This is a genomic window from Filifactor villosus (assembly GCF_042652965.1).
GTDB classification, from domain to species: Bacteria; Bacillota; Clostridia; order Peptostreptococcales; family Filifactoraceae; genus Filifactor; species Filifactor villosus.
In genome coordinates this window covers 12,413-32,356 of the sequence record NZ_JBHSHL010000038.1, presented here as the reverse complement: position 1 = coordinate 32,356, position 19,944 = coordinate 12,413, and the positions used below count along the sequence as shown (strand labels likewise).

Below are 19,944 nucleotides of genomic sequence, written 5' to 3'. Positions count from 1 at the left end.
GAGCAATTCATTTGGCATCGATCGTTTTATGGTTAAGATGCCTTGTTTAATTTGTGTAGACACGCTCTAACAAAAGTATCCATAATTTTTATGCTTACATCTACTGCAATATCACTTTTAAGAACAGCAGAAAGCATCGCAATGCCTTGTTCTGTAAATGCATAAGGCATATATCTTCTGCCGCCATAAGTACTGTTTGTACTTGAGATTCCACCTCCGTTAGTTGAAAACAAAAGCGTTCAGGAAACCTTGCAACATTTCTTTTCATTGCTTTATTCAAATTACCTGTTGTGACATGGTATAAGCTAGCCAAGTCACTATCAATCATTACCTGCTTCCCACGAATGGTATAGATCATGTCGGTGATATTTGTTTCATCTATCGGCATCAAAGTGTTCTCATCTTTCATGTGCTAATCCTCCACAAATTCCAAGATATCACTCGGAGTCAGATTCATTGCTCTACATATTTTTTCTAAGTTTTTCATGGATATATATTCGTCTTTGCCCATATTAGCTAAGGTGTTTGAAGTAATTCCTGTGAGCTTGATTAGGTCGGTTCTTTTCATATTCTTTTCTATTAAATGGATCCATAATTTTTTATAAGAAACACTCATAAAGCACCTCCAAAATTATTTTAATTATACCACATAAAATAACGAAAACACAACCCGAAATTGCTTTTATAAAATAGGTGTATATGCTAATCTAAAAACGGTCCACAAACAACAAAAAATCTCTATCACCCACTTCACAAAAGAAGAAAAAACAGCAAACCTTCTTTACTTTATCATCAAAGATCATCCTTTTGTAGATGGATGCAAAAGAATTGCAGCTACAACATTTTTATATTTCTTGGATATGAACCGAATTCTCTATAACAACAACAAGAAAATACTGTCGGACAGCACCTTAGTTGCCCTAACGCTTCTTATAGCGGAATCAAAACCCCAGGAAAAAGAAATCATGATTAATACTATTCTTCAATAGAAGTATGGATATATCTGTTTTTCAATGACGAAAAACTATGTTGTCTTTTATGGGTCACAGATTGCTTATATCCACTATTCAAAAGAATAGTAGTATAAGTAATGAATTTCTTAACATGGTAAATTTTACTTCCTTAAACCATTTACGTAGATAGAAAAAAGCCAGCAGAATTTATACTCTGTTGGCTTAATTATTTGCTCTTAAAAGTGGCTTACCACTTTTTTCTTATAAAAAAGTACTTCAAAAATACTTCAGCTAACCACTTGAAACCTTAGAATAGTAAGTATTACCAATGGTTTCAATTAGTGCTTAGGCTACTCCCACTCGATGGTACTCGGCGGTTTGCTTGTGATATCGTACACGATGCGGTTGATATGGTCGACTTCATTGACGATTCTGCTCGATACTTTGTCGAGGACTTCATACGGGATCCTCGCCCAATCCGCTGTCATAAAGTCGGTGGTGGTAACTCCTCTGAGAGCAAGGGTGTAGTCATAGGTCCTGAAGTCTCCCATGACACCAACGGTTTTGGTGGTCGTCAGTACGGCAAAATACTGGTTGATACTTCGATCAAGCCCTGCCTTTGCAATTTCTTCTCGGAAGATATAATCCGCTTCTCTTAGGATATCGAGCTTCTCCTTAGTGATTTCGCCCATGACACGAATCGCAAGTCCCGGTCCCGGGAAGGGCTGTCTCCACACGAGATACTCCGCCAGACCTACTTCCAGCCCCAACTGACGCACCTCATCCTTGAAGAGGGCACGCAGCGGCTCGATCAGGCCTTTGAAGTCAACGACCGCAGGAAGTCCCCCTACGTTGTGATGGCTCTTGATCACGGCGGCATCTCCTTCTCCGCTCTCGATTACATCGGGATAGATGGTTCCTTGTGCCAGAAAATCCACAGAGCCGATCTTTCGTCCTTCTTCTTCAAACACACGGATGAATTCCTCGCCGATGATTTTTCTCTTGGTTTCCGGATCGCTCACTCCTGCAAGCCTGTCCAGGAAACGTTTCTCGGCATCGACACGGATGAAATGCATCCCCGAATCCTTAAACGCCGCTTCCACCTCGTCTCCTTCGTTCTTACGCATAAGACCGTGATCGACGAAGATACAGGTCAACTGACTGCCGATCGCCTTGGAGATCAAAGCTGCAACCACCGAAGAATCGACCCCTCCCGACAAAGCCAATACAACCTTTCCGTCACCGACCTGAGCACGTATCGACTCGATCGCCTGCTTGGCATAGTTTTTCATCGTCCAGCTTCCCTCTGCCTTGCAGACCTCGTAGAGGAAGTTTCGGATCATATCGGTCCCCTTCTCACTGTGGAGGACCTCCGGATGATACTGCATCGCATAGAACTTCTTCTCCTTGTCCTCCATCGCTGCGATCGGACAATTCTCCGTCTTTGCAATGATTTTAAAACCCTTCGGCAGTTCCTGTACATAGTCGACATGGCTCATCCAAGTGAGCGTTTCCTCTTCAAGCCCCTTAAACAAAAGGGATGTCGTATCAAGCTCGGTAACGGTCTTTCCGAACTCCTTGGAATCCGCCTTCGATACCTTGCCTCCAAGCATCTGTGCCATCAACTGCATCCCGTAGCAGAGTCCGAGTACGGGAATCCCCAGTTCAAACAGCTCCGCCTCAATCTTAGGGGCCTTTTCCTCATATACGCTGTTGGGGCCTCCTGTAAAGATCACACCTATCGGCTGCAACTCCTTGATCTTTGCCAGAGCCTTCTTGTAAGGATAGACTTCACAATAGACGTTACATTCCCTCACTCGCCTTGCGATCAACTGGTTGTACTGACCGCCGAAATCGACAACAATGATCATCTCTTTCATCTTAGTCCTCCACTCCTGCACTGTAATTCGGCGCTTCCTTGGTTACGGTAATATCATGTGGATGGCTCTCACGAAGTCCCGCTGCGGTAATACGGACCATAACGGAGTTTTCGCTCAACTCGCGGATCGTCCTGGTGCCGCAATAACCCATGCCCGCCTTCAAACCTCCGACCATTTGGAAGATCAGATCCGATGCGACTCCCTTGTAGGGAACCATCCCTTCCACGCCTTCCGGCACAAGTTTCTTGGAATCTTCCTGGAAGTACCTGTCCTTCGAACCCTTCTCCATAGCCGCCATCGAACCCATACCGCGATAAGCCTTGAACGAACGTCCTCGATAGAGAATGGTCTCTCCCGGAGACTCCTTGGTCCCTGCCAAGAGCGAACCCATCATAACCACCGAACCTCCGGCAGCAAGCGCTTTGACGAGATCGCCCGAATACTTGACTCCTCCGTCCGCAATAATGGGCACTTCGTGCTTGCGCGCTTCTTCATAGCAGTCCATGATCGCGCTGATCTGAGGAACTCCGACCCCAGCGACCACACGCGTCGTACAGATGGATCCCGGCCCTATCCCTACCTTGATGCAATCCGCTCCCGCTTCGATCAAAGCCTTTGTCGCCTCCGCCGTAGCAACGTTGCCGGCGATCACCTGCAGCTGAGGATACTTCGCCTTGATCTCCTTGATCGCACCGATCACGCCCGCAGAATGTCCGTGAGCCGTATCGACGACCACAACGTCGACCTGCGACTCCACCAAGGCGGTCACCCTCTCCATCATATCCACGGTCACTCCGACAGCGGCGCCGCAGAGAAGTCTGCCGTTTTTGTCCGTTGCCGAATTGGGAAACTTGATCTTCTTCTCGATGTCCTTGATGGTGATCAGTCCCTTTAAGGTGTTATTTTTGTCGATGATCGGGAGTTTTTCAATCTTGTGTTTTCTCAAAATCTCCTGCGCTTCATCCAGCTTGACCCCTTCCTGAGCCGTAATCAAGTTTTCGGACGTCATCGCCTCTTCTATTTTTTTGCTGAAATCTTGTTCAAAACGAATGTCTCTGTTTGTGAGAATTCCGATCAATTTCTTGTTTTCATCTACAATCGGAACTCCGGAAATGCGATAGCGAGCCATCAGATCGTCCGCTTCCCTAAGGGTCTTGTCTTTGGTCAGGTAGAACGGATCTATGATGACACCGTGTTCGGAACGCTTTACCTTGTCAACTTCAAGTGCCTGCTCTTCAATGGACATGTTTTTGTGAATAATCCCGATCCCGCCTTCTCGTGCTATGGCAATGGCCATCTCATGCTCGGTAACGGTATCCATCCCCGCGCTCATGATCGGAATATTAAGCTTGATTTGCTTGGTAAGATAGGTTGAAGTGTCTACTTCCTTCGGTAATACATTTGATTCTTGCGGTACCAACAGTACGTCATCAAAGGTTAATGCTTCTTTTAAAATTCTCGCCATGATTTCCTCCTTAATGTTTTTTCCCTCTCAAAGACTGCAATTGTGCACTCTTCCCACCCGTTCTTTCAAGCGAAAAACCGCTTCGCTTACAGAATAAAATACATATTCCCAAATTTATGGTTAAATTTTATTATACAACGTTTACCTAAAGCTGTAAAGAAGAGCAAACCTGTTTTTCATCTGCCTGAATGGAAAAGTTATATCCCCTCCAAGGATCAAAACGGATCCGCTCTTACAGCTGTTCTGTTTCCCCTCAGGAGATAACACATAATTCGAAAAATAAGCATACCCTCACTTTTGTGCGAAGGATGAAATTCTTAAACGCATCGATGAGATAACTCTTTGTATTTTATAAACTCAGAAAAAAATCAGGAGTTTGACTTTGTGCAGTGTTCCCCTTGACTCCTTCTGCTTTTGCAAATTATACTATTCTCCAACAGAAGCATGGATTCAACCTACAAAAAATCGGTCTATCTTCTATGGTCACAGATTGTTTGTATCCACAACTCAAAAGAAGAATAGTACTATATGATATTGTCCCGAAAACAGATTGAGATCTACTCGATACGAAAAACCAAGTTTTGAAAACATTCATTTTGCAAATTCGCGACGCTCTGAAGGATAACAGAAAGCGTAGCTTTGTACGATATATTCCTCAAAAACACCCGCAAAAAAAGAGGGAGTCCTCCCCCTATTTCTTGCCCATGTAATACAGAGAGCCTCCCAACAGAAAGCCTCCTCCCATGATATTTCCTATAGTTACCGGTATAAGATTGTGTACCATCATTGCCATCGAGACCGTTTGACCGTGATCCAACAGCCGCGTAAGCGAAAACAAGGTCATATTCGCAACACTGTGCTCAAAACCGCAGATGATAAAGGCATAAATACACCAAAAAATCATAATCAGCTTTCCCGATTCGCTCTTGAGTTTGATGGCGATCAATACCGCCATGCACACGAGAACGTTGCACAAGATCCCCTTCATAAACAGTTCGACAAAAGAAGGCGACGTCTTTAACTCGGCGAGCTTTACAATGTACTCTCCAACGAGACCTCCCCCTACTCCCGTATTGGCATAGAGGAGGGCGAGTACCGCCGCACCCAAAAAATTGCCTGTATAGTTGAATATCCACAGAGTGCCGACATGCCCCCATCCAAGCCTTCCCTGCAAACCCGCCACCGTCATCAACAGGTTGTTGCCGGTAAAAAGGTCGACTCCCATCATCAGGACGATACTGAGGGCCATACTGAAGGAGATCCCCATCATCACCTTCGTCATCGCATACTCGTACTTTTCTCCATAGGCGCCCACGACCGAGATCAGGATCATCCCCAGACCGATCGCAGCTCCCGCCCACATGGAAGAGACCAGGTAGCCTCCCCGATGCCGTTCAAAAAAAGCGTACTTCTTCTCGGCAACCGCCGTTACCTCTTCCAAAAGCTCCGCAAACATTCTTCCTCCTCCTTTATTCCAAACCTACTTTATTAAGGAAACACCACCTAATTCAAAAAATCATCGTAACATCACTTTTAAAGGGATGCTGAATTTCTTCAAAGCGTTGATTTAACAAAATTCTATTTTTTGCAAATCCATAAGAAAATCAAAATTTTACATTTGTGCGGTATTGCCCTAAAAAACTCTTACATCACGAACTCTAACTATTCGTCATTTGAAGTATGAATAACACCGCTTTGTACTCCGTGAGAGAGGAAACAAAGGTTTGTGATTACAAAACGGATATGACCATACTTCTATTGGAGAATCGGATTGAACCCTCTTGTTGTACCTTTATATGTTAAAGTTGTTCAGAGCTCTCTTTCAAAGGAATCCTCATTTCCAAAATATCCCTTTGAAAACCCATCAATCCATAGAACTCAATCGCTCCCTTATTGTTGTTCAATACATGTACAACAATTTCCTTACATCGTTTCTCGCGGAACCAGCGAATATGAAGATTACAGAGGATTGTCGCAAGATTTCTCCTTCTATATTCCTCATCGATATACAAGGTTATAAGTTCTCCCTTACTTCCTTCTATGGCCGACATCGCATATCCCACAAGTTTGCCGTCCTCATTATATCCTCCGCTGATTTTGACATCTTCCTCTCTCATCTCTAAAAAAGCCCTCATCCGACTGTCAAAATCAAGATTTTCATAACAATATCCGAAATACTCGGAAGTTCGGGAATGAAATTCTCTGTTCTTCTCCCACATTTCCCTGATATCCCCTAACCTCTCCTTAGGTATTTCCAAGACCTGTAATCCCATCACAACTCCTCCATTTGTAATTCTTTGGCTCAATCTCATTTCATACGATCATTCAACTTCATTTCTATTATAGTCCATTTTTACACTATTATCTACTGTTTAAATGGACGGATTGCAGTTTGAACACATAAAAGTTTAAACTGTTTTAGGTGATGGTGTATTCTATCTCCTCCAACGATCCGAATAGAATCCTGTTATGCTATTATCTATTAAGACGATACCGCACAATTCGAAAAATAAGCATACCCTCACTTCTGTACGAAGGATGACATCCTCGAAAATATTGATACGACAAACCTTTGTGTTTTATCAAATCGAAGAAAAATCGGAATTTTGCCTTTGTGCGGTGTTTCTTTAAGATTATTCGGTCGTGAGGGTTGAATTCGACGATTATTCAAAACATCTCCGATAAATATATATTCTGTTTAGCTGACATTTTAAACGGACAATAGTATAAAGCAGATGATTTCACAAGCTTTATTTTTCGCATCACACCGGTTTTGCTCTGCATTTTTGAAGTATGTAATAGTGCTCTATTTCTTTAACCCGTCCGATATCTGTATACAATCCCGATATCGACGGAAGATAAAAAGAAGGCCTTCCAAAGGAAACACCTTCTTTTCACTATCTGTCTCCACCTTGTATACAGAGGAGGACAAACGGAATAGTCCGACTATCCTTTCTTCTTTACTCTATCAAACATTTGATCGTAAGCTTGAACTTAGAAGAAGACAAGTAAAAAAATGACTCGTCCTCCATTTTCTTCTACTCGAAAAATCTCCAATCATCTTCCTACTCCTGTGCCTTAAAATTATAGATCGGTACAATCCTTTTGACGACCTCCGCCGTAGCTTCGATGTTCTCCAATATACTCTCCATCGGCTTGTAGGCCATTGGACACTCATCGAGGGTGTCCTTGCTCACACTCGTCGTATAGATGCCCTCCATCTGCTTTTTGAACTCGCTGAGCGTAAACGATTCCTTCGCCTGCTTGCGTGATTTGAGCCTTCCTGCTCCGTGCGGCGCCGAGAAATTCCACTCCTCGTTGCCCCTTCCTATACACACAAGAGAGCCGTCCCTCATGTTGATGGGAATGAGGATCCTTTCTCCCTTTTGTGCCGATACCGCTCCTTTTCGCAATATCTTGTGTTCGGTGTCGATATAGTTGTGAATGGTCGTAAACCGGTCACACACTTTGAACTTCATCCCTCTGATCAGTTCATCCATCATAGCCATTCTGTTTTGACGCGCAAACTCCTGAATGATTTTCATATCGTGAAGGTAGTCTTCCATATCCTTGCCTTCCAAGTAGGCGAGATCCTTCGGAATATCGCTCCTGCTCTTCGACTTCATCCTTATAAGCTCTTCTTCAATGTCCCTGTGTCTGCCCTCGCGTTTGAGTTCTTCGATCCGTTCACGGACATCTTCGGGAGAATTTTTGTTCAGCCTTCGGTATGCAAGGTCTTGGTAATAGTTGGCCACCTGAAGCCCGATGTTTCGTGAACCGGAATGTATGGTGACAAACAACCTCCCTTCGTCATCCCTGCCCACTTCAATAAAGTGGTTTCCTCCTCCAAGAGTCCCGAGGGACAGCCTCGCCCTATGCAGGTTTATCCCTCTCTTGTCCTTGCACCGGAGCTCGTCCAAGGCGACTTCTTCCACCAAGGGATGCTCCTTTTTTCGGATATCGGTACCGAAGGGGATCTTTTCGTAGATCAACTTGTCAAGCTTTTGCAATTCAATGCGCTTATCCGAGAGTTCTATCGTCTCCATCCCGCAACCGATGTCCACCCCGACGAGGTTGGGCACAACCTTATCTTGTATCGTCATTGTGAATCCTATGGTACAACCCGCTCCTACATGAACATCCGGCATTATCCTTATCCTTGAACCTTGGGTAAACTCCCTGTCACAAAGACGTTCTATCTGTTTAATTGCTTCATCTTCGACGACATCCGTATAGATGAGGGCTTCGGACACTCGTCCCCTTACTTTTATCATCTGTAATCACACTCTTTCTTTCTGATCTGTTCCAACCGAAACTTTTTCTTGTTCTTCAGCCTTAGCTTTGCACGCGGTTCGTACTTATCACAGGTTTGACAGTAGCGTTTATGCTCCGCCCCTCTGTTTTTGTTGCACTGACCGATACAGATATAGTGCTTGCATACAGCTTCTCTTAATCTTGCCATTTTGCCTCCTTAATTTCGGGCAACAAAAAAAGAGCCTCACAGCTCCTTCTACACTATCCTTCCATACAAAGGGAGGAATCTCGTACTTCGTCGCTCCGATTCTTTCCTGCTTCTCTTCTCTCATATTGTTCCTACTTAGACTGTCCTTTGACATCTCAATTCCTCCTTCCTCGGTGTCACACCGGTTTCACAAATCATTTCTGCCTGATTCACCTTATCACGCCTTCGGCCTCCGCGTCAACTCCTGTCACAATTTTGTAACGCTGCTGTGTTGGAACCGAAACAAAGAAGGATCTTGCCTGAAATGACCGAGGCCCTTATCCCCATCTTACAAAATCCCCCGTCCTTGTGCTTTACTTTCCTCCCATTCTATGATACAATTCATCTATCACAATAGCTTGTGTTGAAGAAGAAGAGTAGGAGCAGGGATGTTCGCAGAGAGCCGATGTAGGTGGAAATTCGGTAACGGAAATGTTTTGAAGGGAACTTCGGAGCAAGGTGAAAAAAGTGACGTCTGCATTGTCAGGCGTAACAAGGGTGGAACCGCGGAATCATACCTTTCGTCCCTTGGCAGCTCGGCTGCTGAGGTATGGAAGGTTTTTTTGTTATACATCCACAATCGGGAGAAGGCTGAGAATCAAGCTCTCCTTGAACGCTCGGGTTTATATTCGCAATCATCCTGTATACTCCCGCTTTGCAACCCCCGAGTGACAAAAATATACGGGAGACTCCGTTTCGCTCTTCTCTCAAAAGGAAAGGAAGGATAAGAATGGCTGTTGAAAAAACCATGGAAAAAATCGTTTCACTAAGCAAGTCCCGCGGCTTTGTATTTCCGGGATCGGAAATCTACGGAGGACTTGCCAATACTTGGGACTACGGTCCTTTAGGCGTCGAACTAAAGAACAATGTGAAAAAAGCCTGGTGGAAGAAGTTCGTTCAGGAGAGCCCCTATAACGTAGGAGTCGATGCGGCAATCCTAATGAACCCTCAAACCTGGGTCGCATCCGGACATGTCGGAGGATTCAGCGATCCTCTCATCGACTGTAAGAAATGCAAATCCCGCTTCCGCGCGGACAAGATCATCGAGGACTTTGTCAAGGAGAACAAGGGGGAAGAGATCAACGTTGACGGTTGGAGCAACGAGCAGTTAGAGGATTTTATCCGGGAGAACCATATGGTCTGCCCCGACTGCGGCGAGTTCGACTACACCGCAATCCGTCAGTTCAACCTAATGTTCAAAACCTTCCAAGGAGTGACCGAAGATTCGGCGGCCCAACTCTACCTGAGACCCGAGACCGCTCAAGGGATCTTCGTCAACTTCCGCAATGTACAGAGAACTGCACGCAAGAAAGTGCCCTTCGGTATCGCTCAGATCGGAAAATCCTTCCGTAACGAGATCACTCCGGGCAACTTTACCTTCCGTACAAGGGAGTTCGAACAGATGGAGCTGGAATTCTTCTGTGCTCCGGGAGAAGACCTCAAGTGGTTCGCTTACTGGAAAGAATTCTGTCGCAAGTTCCTCGAAGACCTCGGTATGGATATGGACAACCTTCGCCTGCGTGACCACGAGCCTGAAGAGCTTTCGCACTACAGCAATGCGACCACCGACTTTGAATACAAATTCCCCTTCGGTTGGGGAGAACTCTGGGGTATCGCCGATCGTACCGACTACGACCTGAAACAGCATATGGAACATTCGGGAGTCGATATGAAGTATCAGGATCCCGTCACCAACGAAAAATATATTCCTTACTGTGTAGAGCCTTCTTTGGGCGCCGACCGTGTAACCCTCGCCTTCCTGTGCGATGCCTACGACGAAGAGCAGCTTGAAGACGGCACGACAAGAAACGTGCTTCGTTTCCATCCCGCTTTGGCTCCATTTAAGGCTGCGGTCCTTCCTCTGACCAAGAAACTTGCAGAACCGGCTACCGAGTTGTTCCAAGACCTCGCCAAATACTTCAACGTCGACTACGACGAGGCGGGAAGTATCGGCAAACGATATCGCCGACACGACGAGGCGGGTACCCCGTTCTGTATTACCTTCGACTTCGACTCTCTCGAGGACGGTTGTGTAACGGTTCGACATCGCGACTCCATGGAACAGACCCGTATGAAGATCTCCGAATTGAAGGCCTATATCGAAGATGCCCTTCAGTTCTAACACAGCGACGATATACGGATCATAGGGCTTATTGTGCAACTCCATGGATATGCCGTATAATTCCAAAAGCCGGAAGAAATCCGATTTTTTTCAAACAAAAACATTCTCGAGAGTGTTTGTCTGAGAAGACATTCTATGTCTTACGAAACATCGGAGGAAGTATTTTTCATCTTTGTGCGATATTTTTCTACTACAAAAGCTTTGGTGTTTGATCCGTCGGTATATCGGTATATAAAAAAGAAAGGACCGATCGTTTGTCTCGTCTATTTCTTCCTCGGACTCATGGAAGCAAGAGCAATCAAGGTTCCGTGTCCGTGACTTATATATAAGGTGTGCAAAAATCCTGTATTTCGCAGGATTTTTGTTATGCGCTTTTTTATGAATGGAAACCCTACAATCTTCCATTCAAATTCATCTCTAATACTACTCTTCCTTTGAGTTATGAATATGGATGATCTGTGCCCATAGAAGATAAACCCATTTTTCGCGGGTTGAAAAACAGATATATCCATACTTCTAGTGAAAAATAGTATCAAAGAATTCAACCTGTCAATTCTAACAGATCATGGTTTTGGTATTATACCGAAGTGTTATTCCCTATGTAAAGACGATAAAACACAGGGAATAATCTTCTTTGAAAAAGGGTATTGATTACTTAGTATTTGTGTGTGTTTATGTAAGGAGGAAAACTATGAATTTCGATGTAAAAAAATTTGTTTTGATCAACCTGGAACTTGCAATTATCGCCTTCGGACTTTACTTTTTTTTGATTCCCGCCAACCTTGCCGTGGGCGGAGTGAGCGGACTTGCCATCATCGTAAATCATCTTGTACCCAACTTCCCGACCGGTATCTTTATGCTTGTGATCAACGCCATCCTCTTCGTTATGGCCTTTGTCTTCCTGGGAAAGGAGTTTGGAGGCTACACTCTCTATGCCAGCTTTGCACTATCGGGCATGATCACGGTTCTGGAGATCCTCTTCCCGGGCAGTCCCATGCTCACCGATGACATCCTGATCAACCTGCTCTACGGTATTCTGATCACCGGTGCGGGCTACGCCCTGATCTTCAACCAGAACGCCTCGACCGGAGGAACAGACATCATCGCCAAGATCATCTCCAAGTTTACTCATATGGACCTTGGAAAATCGATGTTTATCGCGGACTTTGCAGTAACGGCAATGGCGATCCTCGTCTTCGGCCCCAAGCTCGGCCTTTATGCTCTTCTCGGAATCCTGCTCAACTCCGCCATCATAGACAAAGCGATCGCCGGCTTCAACACTCGGATCAATCTCAAGATTATCAGCGTCCACCATCAGAAAATCAACGACTTTATCATCGGCGATCTCGAGCGGGGAACGACCATTTTCACGGCAAAAGGCGGGTATTCCAAGGATGAAAGGCCTGTAATCAACACCATAGTATCACGCAAGGAATACATCCGAATCAAAAACTTCGTCAAGGAAGTCGATCCCGAAGCCTTTGTATCGATGAATTTTGTAAACGAAGTCTTCGGAGAAGGCTTTACCTTTGAGAGATAAAAAACCGAAAAAAACACCGAATCGTCACACCTCCGACCAAGAGGTGTGATTTTTATATTCCGAAAAACATCCCTCTTCCTAATTATTGAATGAGTTCTTCTTCGGATATTACAGTTTGAATACAATCAAAAAAACCATTGACGTTCCTCCCCAAAGGTCTTATAATTTTAACTTATTGCTCAATACCCGTCTTGTATAATACTATTTTTCAATAGAAGTGTGGTTATATCCACTTTATGACTACGAACATCCTTGTTATCTTCTGTTGAGTACAGGGTTCTGATATCCACAACTCAAATGAATCATAGTATAAAATCCTGACAGAACAAGAAGAGAAAACCGCAGCGTCCAATCGGCTCCGATCTTAACAAAACTTGCATCAAAAGCCGTTTTTCTTGATACCGTTATTCGATCAAAACACCCTATTTACAGAAGAGCTGTAACCGTCAAAAACAACTGAACGATCGTAGCACAAAACTGTATCTGATGACAGTTTAAAAAGAAAACGGTATAAAACTTCTCTTCATTCTTCGATGTTCTCGTAAACACCCGGATCAGATGTTTTTGTTGCGATCACATAGCGAGAGGGTAGAAAGCCACACCTGTATAAAATAGAAAAGGAGATAGTGTAATGCAATTTAATTTCAAAAAGTTTTTTATTATAAACCTCGGTCTGCTTATCATGTCTATGGGAATCTACTTCTTCTTAATGCCTTCCAACCTTGCAGTCGGAGGAGTCACCGGTTTGGCGATCGTACTGCGATCAATCATCCCCTCCTTCCCTACGGGATTGTTTATGATCGTAATCAACTCCATCCTCTTTGTCTTTGCCTTCCTTTTTATCGGCAAGGAGTTTGGAGGATATACCATCTATGCCAGCTTTACCCTGTCGGGTATGATTACGCTTTGGGAGATCCTCTTTCCCGATACCCGCCTGATTACCGATGATCTCTTGATCAACCTTCTCTACGGTATCTTGATCAACGGTGTCGGCTACTCCCTGATCTTCAACCAGAATGCCTCGACCGGAGGAACCGATATTGTCGCTAAGATTATCAACAAGTTCACCCATATCGATATGGGTAAGTCCTTGTTTTTGTCCGACTTCCTGATTACCGTAATGGCAGGTCTGACCTTCGGACCCAAGCTCGGCCTCTACGCCCTGCTGGGGATTCTGATGAACTCCGTGATCATCGACAAGGCGATTGCCGGCTTCAACACCCGTGTCAACCTTAAAATCATCACCAAGTACAAGGATGAGGTCAACCACTTTATTCTGACCGAACTCTCGCGAGGAACGACCATCTTCTATGCGGAAGGAGGCTACTCCAAGGACAAAAAGCCTGTAATCAACACCATTGTAACGAGGAAGGAGTATATCAAGATCAAAAACTTTGTCAAAGACTTGGATCCCCAAGCCTTTATTTCCATCAACTTTGTGCATGAAGTCCTCGGAGAAGGCTTTACCTACCGAAAATCTTCTGTTTGATGCTATCATCCGTTTATACTATTTTCCTTTTAAAATGTCAGGTAAACCGAATATATGTTTGACGGAAACATTTTGTACTAATCGTAGGATTCAAACTTCAACGCCCGGACAGTTTTAATAGATAATAGTATTATCCTATTCTCCAATAGAAGTATGGATATATTTGTTCTGCGACTACAAAAATTCGTTTTATCCGAGTTATACTATTCTCCAATAGAAGTATGGATATATCTGTTTTTCGACCCACGAAAAATCGGTTTATCTTCTATGGGTCACAAATTGTTTATATCTATAATTCAAAGGAAGAATCGTATTACACATCGTTTATATTCACAGCTCAAAAGAATATCAATATTAGTTCCACACTCTCAAGAACAACATAAATAAAAAAAGGGCGATAGCAGAGAAACTCCCGTTCTCACTATCACCCTCCACAAACCCTCCTATTGCCTGAAAAGGTTTTTACATTGTCCCGAATACAGGAAGAGCAAGAGAACGCCCCTTCCGTTATCCGTTTGTACGGCTGATACCGAATATTTTTTATTATGCTGTCCCCGTTCAAAAATTTGAACTCTGCGATCACTCAAAACCGCTTTCCATCATCCCATATTCCGTTTAGCCGGCAAATTTATGCTATTCTTCGATGAACACTTGCAATTATATCCGTCTTGCTTATAAAAACAAAGGTTTTTCAAGCCTGAGAAAAGTCAAGATTGCGATATCTCTTGTTCAAACGAATGGGAATAGGTATAAACTATGGTTCTGCTGTTCAGGTTCGATGTCGCTTATTTTTCGTTGTACGAATTCAGAGCATTATCCAAGGCGATTGCCCGACTCTTTACAAAGCCCTTCTTGTCGATGGATACGGCGATGACCTTCTTTCTGATCTCATCCAAACTCATCCCTTCAATCTCCGGATAATCCTTAAATCGACTGAAGGCCCCCATCCCCTTTGTGATTTTGGCTTTTTTGACGACCTTCCTCTTGTTGACCGCAAGTGCTACGGAACAACCTCTCGCAAAGGTCGGTTTGTGCTTACCTGCAATGACCCTTCCCTGCTCCCTGAGCTCCGCACCCACCTTCTTCATATGTTGTACCTGCAAATAAATCGCAAGACCTTCCAAAATAATGACAACGATCAACAGGATCGTTCCTATCTTCATCTCCATGTCTTATCTCTCCGTTCTTATGTAGCTATAACTCTCTTCCACGCGGATCATCCCTCTTTATCAAAAAACACTTTTGTTTCTCACAGGTATGACCGTCTTTTTGCAAGGATTCGGATGACATCTCGTATTCTCTTGCCGCCCTGTCCGGTAGTTCTTCAAAGAAAAAAGGCGGGGTTGGACCCTTGTTCGGTCCAAACGCCCTCTTCCCTTACAAGATCTCCCTTCGCCCTTCCAAGGCTTTGCCTATCGTAACATCGTCCGCAAACTCCAGGTTTGCTCCGACAGGAAGCCCGTGAGCGATACGGGTCACTTTTATACCGAAGGGTTTGATCAGCCTTGCGATATACATTGCAGTCGCCTCTCCGTCGATCGTGGTATTGGTCGCAATAATAACCTCTTTAACCTTGTCGTCATGCAATCTTGAAACCAACTCCCTGATCCTTATCATATCGGGAGTAACGGCGGACGATGGTGATATCGTCCCGTGCAGGACGTGATACTTGCCGTGGTACTCTCTTGTCCTCTCCATCGCCGCTACATCTCGAGGATCTTCCACCACACAGATGAGACTCTCGTCCCTGTTGGGCGAATTGCAAATACTGCACGGATCCTTATCCGAGATATTGTAACAGGTCTGACAGTAGGCGATATTCTCCTTGGCATTGCGTATCGCATCCGCCAAGCCCGTAACTTCCTCCTGCGGCATATTGATGATGTAGAACGCCAGCCTCTGTGCCGTCTTATAGCCTACTCCCGGCAATTTCCCCAAACGCTCAATCAACCGATCGATATGACCGGAATAGTGTTGCATTAGAACAGCCCCGGTATATTCATACCGCCCGTAAGTTGAGACATCTTGCTGCCTGCCATCTCATCGGCAAGACGAAGTGCCTCGTTGACTGCCGACAATACAAGGTCCTGCAACATTTCGACATCCTCGGGGTCTACGACTTCGGGATCGATCGCAATCGAGAGGATCTCCTTCTTGCCGTTGGCTACGACCTTTACCGTTCCTCCTCCTACGGATGCTTCGACCTGCTTTTCTTCCAATTCGGCCTGCATCTTCTCCATGTCGCGTTGCATCTTTTGTACCTGCTTGAGCATATTGTTCATATTTCCCGGCATACCCGGAAATCCGCCTCTTTGTTTTGCCATTGTACTTCCTCCTAAACTGTTATTTTATCTCAATAGGGACCCCGGGAAACCTCTCCCTGAGCTCCTGTAATACCGCTTCTTCTTCCACCTCTTCCCGATCGAGGTTTGAAACTTGGCTCGAAAACAAGAAATAAACTTCGACTTCTTCTCCCAGAGCCTGCGAAAACAAGTTGCTGATCAACTCCCTGTTCTCCTCGGTATCGATTTTATTCTTGTGAAAATCAAAGGGTTCATCGTAAGCGATGTAGAGTTTGCCTCCGATCCGCCGTGCGACCCTCCCCTCCTGCAACAAGGCCTTGGTGCTTGCAAAACGTTGCTGTTTGAGAAGGTCATAGACCTGCAACATCGCTTGGTTCGCCTGTTCGATCCTTTCCTTCTCTTCGTCGGAACAGTTCTGCACAAGTTCCTTCAAATCGGGCTCGGCATCGATCCGGGAGTTTTTGATCCGCCTTCCTCTGCCGAAGGTCTCGGGCACAGGAGACTCTTTCAATCTCTTGAGCTCTGCCTGTAGCCGAAGGAGTTCTTCCCTGAGCATAGCGATCTCTTTTTTGAGGTCCCGGATACCGGAAGACTCTTCCACCTGTGTCTTCTCTCCCTGAGAAAGATAGCGAATAACGGCAAGTTCCAAGGTCTCTCGAGGTGCTGACGACATCCTCATCTTCGCCTGTGTTTCTCCGAAAAACTCCATCCGCGAAATCAGACTCTCGATCTCGTACCCATCCTTAAAATCATCCTTAGCCTCTATCCCGTAGTGCTCCATCAAAGACTCTCTCAAATATAGAAGAAGACCTCTGACAAAAAGCTTGATATCCGAGCTTGTCGCGTGGATTTCCTCGATCAATTCCAAAATCCTTGGGATATCCGAGGCATCCATTGCCCTCAAAAAATCCCTCTTCTCCTCCTCGCCCGAACCTCCGACCAGGCTGAGGACTTCCTTCAAGCCCACATGTTCCAAACTCATCGTCTTGTCGAGAAGACTCAGGGCATCGCGCATCCCTCCGTCGCTCTCCCGAGCAATAAACTCGAGTGCCGCTTCCTCAAAAGGCTTTCCTTCTTTTTCCAGAACGTGGCGGAGGTGCTTTGCTATCACTTCATCATCCAAACGCTTGAAATCAAAACGCTGACAACGCGAAAGCACCGTTGCCGGTATCTTGTGAGGTTCGGTCGTTGCCAGAATGAAGATGACATGATTCGGCGGTTCCTCCAAGGTCTTGAGCAGAGCGTTGAAGGCTCCTTGAGATAGCATATGGACCTCATCGATGATGTAGACCTTATACCTGCCGACCGTCGGCATAAAGACGACATTATCCCTGATATCCCGGATATTGTCCACCGAGTTGTTGGACGCCGCATCCAGTTCAATCTCGTCGAGGTCCCCGTCTACACAGGCCTTACATTGATAGCAGGGCTTGTCTTCGGACAGACAATTGACCGCCTTTGAAAAGACCTTGGCCGTCGATGTCTTACCCGTACCCCTGGAACCGCAGAACAGGTAGGCATGGCTTATGCTCCCTTCCCGTATCTGGCTTTTGAGCACGGATACGATGTGTTCCTGGCCAACGATGTCTTCAAACCTCTTGGGTCTGTAGCTTCTATACAGTGCCTGATGCATATGAACCTCCTTCCTCCCGACTTATCTTTTGATTATATCACGATATTCTTATATTTTCACCCGATTTGTCCAAAATCCGAGTTTCGCAACAAAAAACTACGGTTGTTCTGCCGTAGTTTTCCGATTTTTAAGTTTTGTCATATTTATATAAATAAGAGCTGTGCACCGTCCTTCGAACTCTTTCAATGATCTGTGTCTACAAGCAACGCTCATTGCCGGCACTCCCGCAACACACGAAAGACATTACTTATTGCTGCTTCCTTCCGGACCTGACACGGTTCGTAAGCTCCCGTTGCGCGGGACCGACAAATCAACACGTTCCTCCTTAGGCATAACAACCGAAAACAGCCCTCGGGACGGCTTCTATCCTGCTAAAGCGGATTGCAGGTTACAAGGCACCGCTAACTCCCCATATAGCACAGCAAATCCTTATTTACGATATCAAAGAGAATTACCCTCTGTCTATCTATTCTACCAAAAGAAATCCTTATCGTCAATTCTTTTTCGCCGCTCGTGCATCCTCAATCGCCGACTGCATAATCTCCTTGGTCAACATTCCCTGTGCGTAACCGACAAGGGTGCCGTTGCCGTCAATAATAAAGGTCGTCGGAAATGCACTGATTCCGTAGGCCTCAAAGATATCTCCGCTTGCATTGAAGATCGAAGGAAAGGCAAAATCTCCCTCCTGCAAAAAGGCCTTCAATTTCTCTTCATCGATGTCGGAAGAATTGGGATTTTGTTCATTCTTCGGATTGGTAACTCCCAGAATGATGACATCCCCCTTGTTCTCTCCATATTCATGATAGAGAGCCTCCACATCGGGCATCTCTCTTCGGCAAGGTCCACACCAACTCGCCCAGAAGTTGAGAAGAATAACCTTCCCCTTATAGTCCGCAAGGTTGTGCACGGTCCCGTACTGATCCGTCCCGCTGAATTCGGGTGCCACATACTCCTCGCTCGCTCCTTCCTGAGCCTCCGCTCCCTGTTCCTGCGCCCCACTGCCCCGCTCCGTATTCGTTGCCGATTCGGGCTGTTGTTCCTGCTCGGTCGCAGGCGTCTCCGTCTCCGAACGTTCCTGAGGCTCTTGAGTGACTATGGAAGGGGCCGGAGTTTTGCTGAGATATCCCGTCACGGAGTTCATCCAACCGGTAAATACACTGATCCCCATCAGGATGAGGATGACTCCTCCCACCTTCGGGATCCATCTCGACATCGCCTGATTTTTCTCCAACCATCCCATGATCTTCTGCGTGAGGATTCCGAACAGGAAGAAGGGAATCATAAAACCGAGGGCATAGACAGCCACCAGCAAATTACCCGTTACCGCCGTCTTGGCACCCGAGGCCATGATCAAGACCGATGACAACATCGGACCTACGCAGGGCGTCCATGCAAAACTGAACGTAAAACCCATGACGAGGGCAACAAGAGGACCTATCTCCCTGTCTCCTCCGATCACGGGAAGCCTTCTCTCCTTATTCAAAAAATTGCTCTTGTAGAAGCCCACTTGATAGAGTCCGAGCAAAATAATGATGATGCCGCCGATCCGACTGAACAACATCTTCTTCTCGTTAAAGAACTGCCCTACCATCGTAAAGGCAACTGCCAACAAGAAGAACGAAAGTACAATTCCAAGGCCGAAAAACAACATATTGAGCTTCGGTTTCGACTTATTGTCGCGAACATCCTGTCCCGCCATCATTCCGAAGTAGATCGGAAGGATGGGCAGCACACAAGGCGAAAAGAAGGATATGATTCCTTCCAAAAATACCAGAACAAAACTTATATGTTCTACTTGAATAACCTGATTCAATATCACCACTCCATCTTTCTATCTCTGTGTCATTCACACCAACGAAAACTACCGATAGGAAACCGATACAAAAGAACATCTCCCGTTGCAGAGCCGTCCTTTCGAAAAAACACGAACCATTACCGGTACGGTTTTATTTTGCCGCAAACAACGCTTTCCGCCTATCTCCTGCGGGTCTTATACTATTCTCCAATAGAAGTATGGATATATCTGTTTTTTAACCCACGAAAAATCGGTTTATCTTC

Annotated in this window: 17 protein-coding genes, 1 other RNA gene and 1 other annotated feature; of the genes, 4 read left to right on the top strand and 14 right to left on the bottom strand. The window is 45.3% G+C overall.

Annotated elements, in window-relative coordinates:
- Positions 1 to 100: 100 nt before the first annotated feature.
- Both ACFO4R_RS08935 and ACFO4R_RS08930 read right to left on the bottom strand, forming a co-directional pair.
- The gene (locus tag ACFO4R_RS08935; RefSeq protein WP_379788748.1) at positions 101 to 409 is read right to left on the bottom strand and encodes an ORF6N domain-containing protein; all 309 of its coding nucleotides are present in this window, start codon (positions 407 to 409) and stop codon (positions 101 to 103) included.
- Positions 410 to 412: 3 nt separating this feature from the next.
- Complete coding sequence (locus ACFO4R_RS08930) at positions 413 to 616, bottom strand: helix-turn-helix domain-containing protein (protein WP_185623285.1); 204 nt, start codon at positions 614 to 616, stop codon at positions 413 to 415.
- Positions 617 to 689: 73 nt separating this feature from the next.
- Between ACFO4R_RS08930 and ACFO4R_RS08925 the strand changes: the two genes are divergently transcribed.
- A complete protein-coding gene (locus tag ACFO4R_RS08925) occupies positions 690 to 989 on the top strand; it encodes a Fic family protein (RefSeq protein WP_379788750.1) in 300 nt (99 codons plus the stop codon).
- 314 nt (positions 990 to 1,303) lie between these two features.
- Here the strand turns inward: ACFO4R_RS08925 and guaA are convergent, their stop codons facing one another.
- From guaA to ACFO4R_RS08895, 6 genes are all read right to left on the bottom strand, one after another.
- A complete protein-coding gene (gene guaA / locus ACFO4R_RS08920) occupies positions 1,304 to 2,833 on the bottom strand; it encodes a glutamine-hydrolyzing GMP synthase (RefSeq protein ID WP_379788747.1) in 1,530 nt (509 codons plus the stop codon).
- Between the two features lies 1 nt (position 2,834).
- The gene (gene guaB / locus ACFO4R_RS08915) at positions 2,835 to 4,298 is read right to left on the bottom strand and encodes an IMP dehydrogenase (protein ID WP_379788746.1); all 1,464 of its coding nucleotides are present in this window, start codon (positions 4,296 to 4,298) and stop codon (positions 2,835 to 2,837) included.
- Between the two features lie 691 nt (positions 4,299 to 4,989).
- Positions 4,990 to 5,754, bottom strand: coding sequence for a formate/nitrite transporter family protein (locus tag ACFO4R_RS08910; RefSeq protein ID WP_379788744.1), 765 nt, complete (start codon positions 5,752 to 5,754; stop codon positions 4,990 to 4,992).
- 343 nt (positions 5,755 to 6,097) lie between these two features.
- Positions 6,098 to 6,571 carry a GNAT family N-acetyltransferase gene (locus ACFO4R_RS08905; RefSeq protein WP_379788749.1) on the bottom strand — a complete coding sequence of 158 codons (474 nt, stop codon included), beginning with the start codon at positions 6,569 to 6,571 and terminating at the stop codon, positions 6,098 to 6,100.
- Positions 6,572 to 7,363: 792 nt separating this feature from the next.
- Entirely contained in the window at positions 7,364 to 8,572 is a 1,209-nt protein-coding gene (locus tag ACFO4R_RS08900; protein WP_379788743.1) for an RtcB family protein, read from the bottom strand.
- Positions 8,569 to 8,760, bottom strand: coding sequence for a hypothetical protein (locus ACFO4R_RS08895; protein WP_379788741.1), 192 nt, complete (start codon positions 8,758 to 8,760; stop codon positions 8,569 to 8,571). The genes ACFO4R_RS08900 and ACFO4R_RS08895 overlap by 4 nt, the downstream gene beginning before the upstream one ends.
- A 394-nt stretch (positions 8,761 to 9,154) precedes the next feature.
- Positions 9,155 to 9,331 (top strand) — a binding site (T-box leader).
- Positions 9,332 to 9,529: 198 nt separating this feature from the next.
- Here ACFO4R_RS08895 and ACFO4R_RS08890 point away from each other — a divergent pair.
- The 3 genes from ACFO4R_RS08890 (at position 9,530) to ACFO4R_RS08880 (ending at position 13,950) form a co-directional block, all read left to right on the top strand.
- Complete coding sequence (locus ACFO4R_RS08890) at positions 9,530 to 10,921, top strand: glycine--tRNA ligase (RefSeq protein WP_379788740.1); 1,392 nt, start codon at positions 9,530 to 9,532, stop codon at positions 10,919 to 10,921.
- A 691-nt stretch (positions 10,922 to 11,612) separates the two neighbouring features.
- Complete coding sequence (locus tag ACFO4R_RS08885) at positions 11,613 to 12,461, top strand: YitT family protein (RefSeq protein ID WP_379788739.1); 849 nt, start codon at positions 11,613 to 11,615, stop codon at positions 12,459 to 12,461.
- A 631-nt stretch (positions 12,462 to 13,092) separates the two neighbouring features.
- Positions 13,093 to 13,950 carry a YitT family protein gene (locus tag ACFO4R_RS08880; RefSeq protein ID WP_379788738.1) on the top strand — a complete coding sequence of 286 codons (858 nt, stop codon included), beginning with the start codon at positions 13,093 to 13,095 and terminating at the stop codon, positions 13,948 to 13,950.
- Positions 13,951 to 14,735: 785 nt separating this feature from the next.
- On the opposite strand, the gene ACFO4R_RS08875 is transcribed toward ACFO4R_RS08880, so the two are convergent.
- The 6 genes from ACFO4R_RS08875 to ACFO4R_RS08850 all read right to left on the bottom strand — a co-directional run bounded on the left by ACFO4R_RS08875 (position 14,736) and on the right by ACFO4R_RS08850 (position 19,699).
- Positions 14,736 to 15,119 carry a transcriptional regulator GutM gene (locus tag ACFO4R_RS08875; RefSeq protein WP_379788737.1) on the bottom strand — a complete coding sequence of 128 codons (384 nt, stop codon included), beginning with the start codon at positions 15,117 to 15,119 and terminating at the stop codon, positions 14,736 to 14,738.
- Positions 15,120 to 15,327: 208 nt separating this feature from the next.
- Positions 15,328 to 15,930 carry a recombination mediator RecR gene (gene recR / locus ACFO4R_RS08870; protein ID WP_379788736.1) on the bottom strand — a complete coding sequence of 201 codons (603 nt, stop codon included), beginning with the start codon at positions 15,928 to 15,930 and terminating at the stop codon, positions 15,328 to 15,330.
- Positions 15,930 to 16,274, bottom strand: a complete 345-nt coding sequence (locus tag ACFO4R_RS08865) for a YbaB/EbfC family nucleoid-associated protein (protein ID WP_379788735.1) — start codon at positions 16,272 to 16,274, stop codon at positions 15,930 to 15,932. The genes recR and ACFO4R_RS08865 overlap by 1 nt, the downstream gene beginning before the upstream one ends.
- A gap of 19 nt (positions 16,275 to 16,293) precedes the next feature.
- A complete protein-coding gene (dnaX, locus tag ACFO4R_RS08860; protein WP_379788734.1) occupies positions 16,294 to 17,886 on the bottom strand; it encodes a DNA polymerase III subunit gamma/tau in 1,593 nt (530 codons plus the stop codon).
- Positions 17,887 to 18,044: 158 nt separating this feature from the next.
- An RNA gene (gene ffs, locus ACFO4R_RS08855) (signal recognition particle sRNA large type) lies at positions 18,045 to 18,308 on the bottom strand.
- A gap of 71 nt (positions 18,309 to 18,379) precedes the next feature.
- Positions 18,380 to 19,699 (bottom strand): redoxin domain-containing protein, encoded by a 1,320-nt coding sequence (locus ACFO4R_RS08850; RefSeq protein ID WP_379788733.1) that lies wholly within the window; start codon positions 19,697 to 19,699, stop codon positions 18,380 to 18,382.
- Positions 19,700 to 19,944 lie beyond the last annotated feature (245 nt).

Excerpts from the sequence above, each read along its gene's own strand:
- ACFO4R_RS08935 (WP_379788748.1), bottom strand. The coding sequence starts at position 409 with ATGAAAGATGAGAACACTTTGATGCCGATAGATGAAACAAATATCACC.
- ACFO4R_RS08930 (WP_185623285.1), bottom strand. The coding sequence starts at position 616 with ATGAGTGTTTCTTATAAAAAATTATGGATCCATTTAATAGAAAAGAAT.
- guaA (WP_379788747.1), bottom strand. The coding sequence starts at position 2,833 with ATGAAAGAGATGATCATTGTTGTCGATTTCGGCGGTCAGTACAACCAG.
- guaB (WP_379788746.1), bottom strand. The coding sequence starts at position 4,298 with ATGGCGAGAATTTTAAAAGAAGCATTAACCTTTGATGACGTACTGTTG.
- ACFO4R_RS08910 (WP_379788744.1), bottom strand. The coding sequence starts at position 5,754 with ATGTTTGCGGAGCTTTTGGAAGAGGTAACGGCGGTTGCCGAGAAGAAG.
- ACFO4R_RS08905 (WP_379788749.1), bottom strand. The coding sequence starts at position 6,571 with ATGGGATTACAGGTCTTGGAAATACCTAAGGAGAGGTTAGGGGATATC.
- ACFO4R_RS08900 (WP_379788743.1), bottom strand. The coding sequence starts at position 8,572 with ATGATAAAAGTAAGGGGACGAGTGTCCGAAGCCCTCATCTATACGGAT.
- ACFO4R_RS08895 (WP_379788741.1), bottom strand. The coding sequence starts at position 8,760 with ATGGCAAGATTAAGAGAAGCTGTATGCAAGCACTATATCTGTATCGGT.
- ACFO4R_RS08890 (WP_379788740.1), top strand. The coding sequence starts at position 9,530 with ATGGCTGTTGAAAAAACCATGGAAAAAATCGTTTCACTAAGCAAGTCC.
- ACFO4R_RS08885 (WP_379788739.1), top strand. The coding sequence starts at position 11,613 with ATGAATTTCGATGTAAAAAAATTTGTTTTGATCAACCTGGAACTTGCA.
- ACFO4R_RS08880 (WP_379788738.1), top strand. The coding sequence starts at position 13,093 with ATGCAATTTAATTTCAAAAAGTTTTTTATTATAAACCTCGGTCTGCTT.
- ACFO4R_RS08875 (WP_379788737.1), bottom strand. The coding sequence starts at position 15,119 with ATGGAGATGAAGATAGGAACGATCCTGTTGATCGTTGTCATTATTTTG.
- recR (WP_379788736.1), bottom strand. The coding sequence starts at position 15,930 with ATGCAACACTATTCCGGTCATATCGATCGGTTGATTGAGCGTTTGGGG.
- ACFO4R_RS08865 (WP_379788735.1), bottom strand. The coding sequence starts at position 16,274 with ATGGCAAAACAAAGAGGCGGATTTCCGGGTATGCCGGGAAATATGAAC.
- dnaX (WP_379788734.1), bottom strand. The coding sequence starts at position 17,886 with ATGCATCAGGCACTGTATAGAAGCTACAGACCCAAGAGGTTTGAAGAC.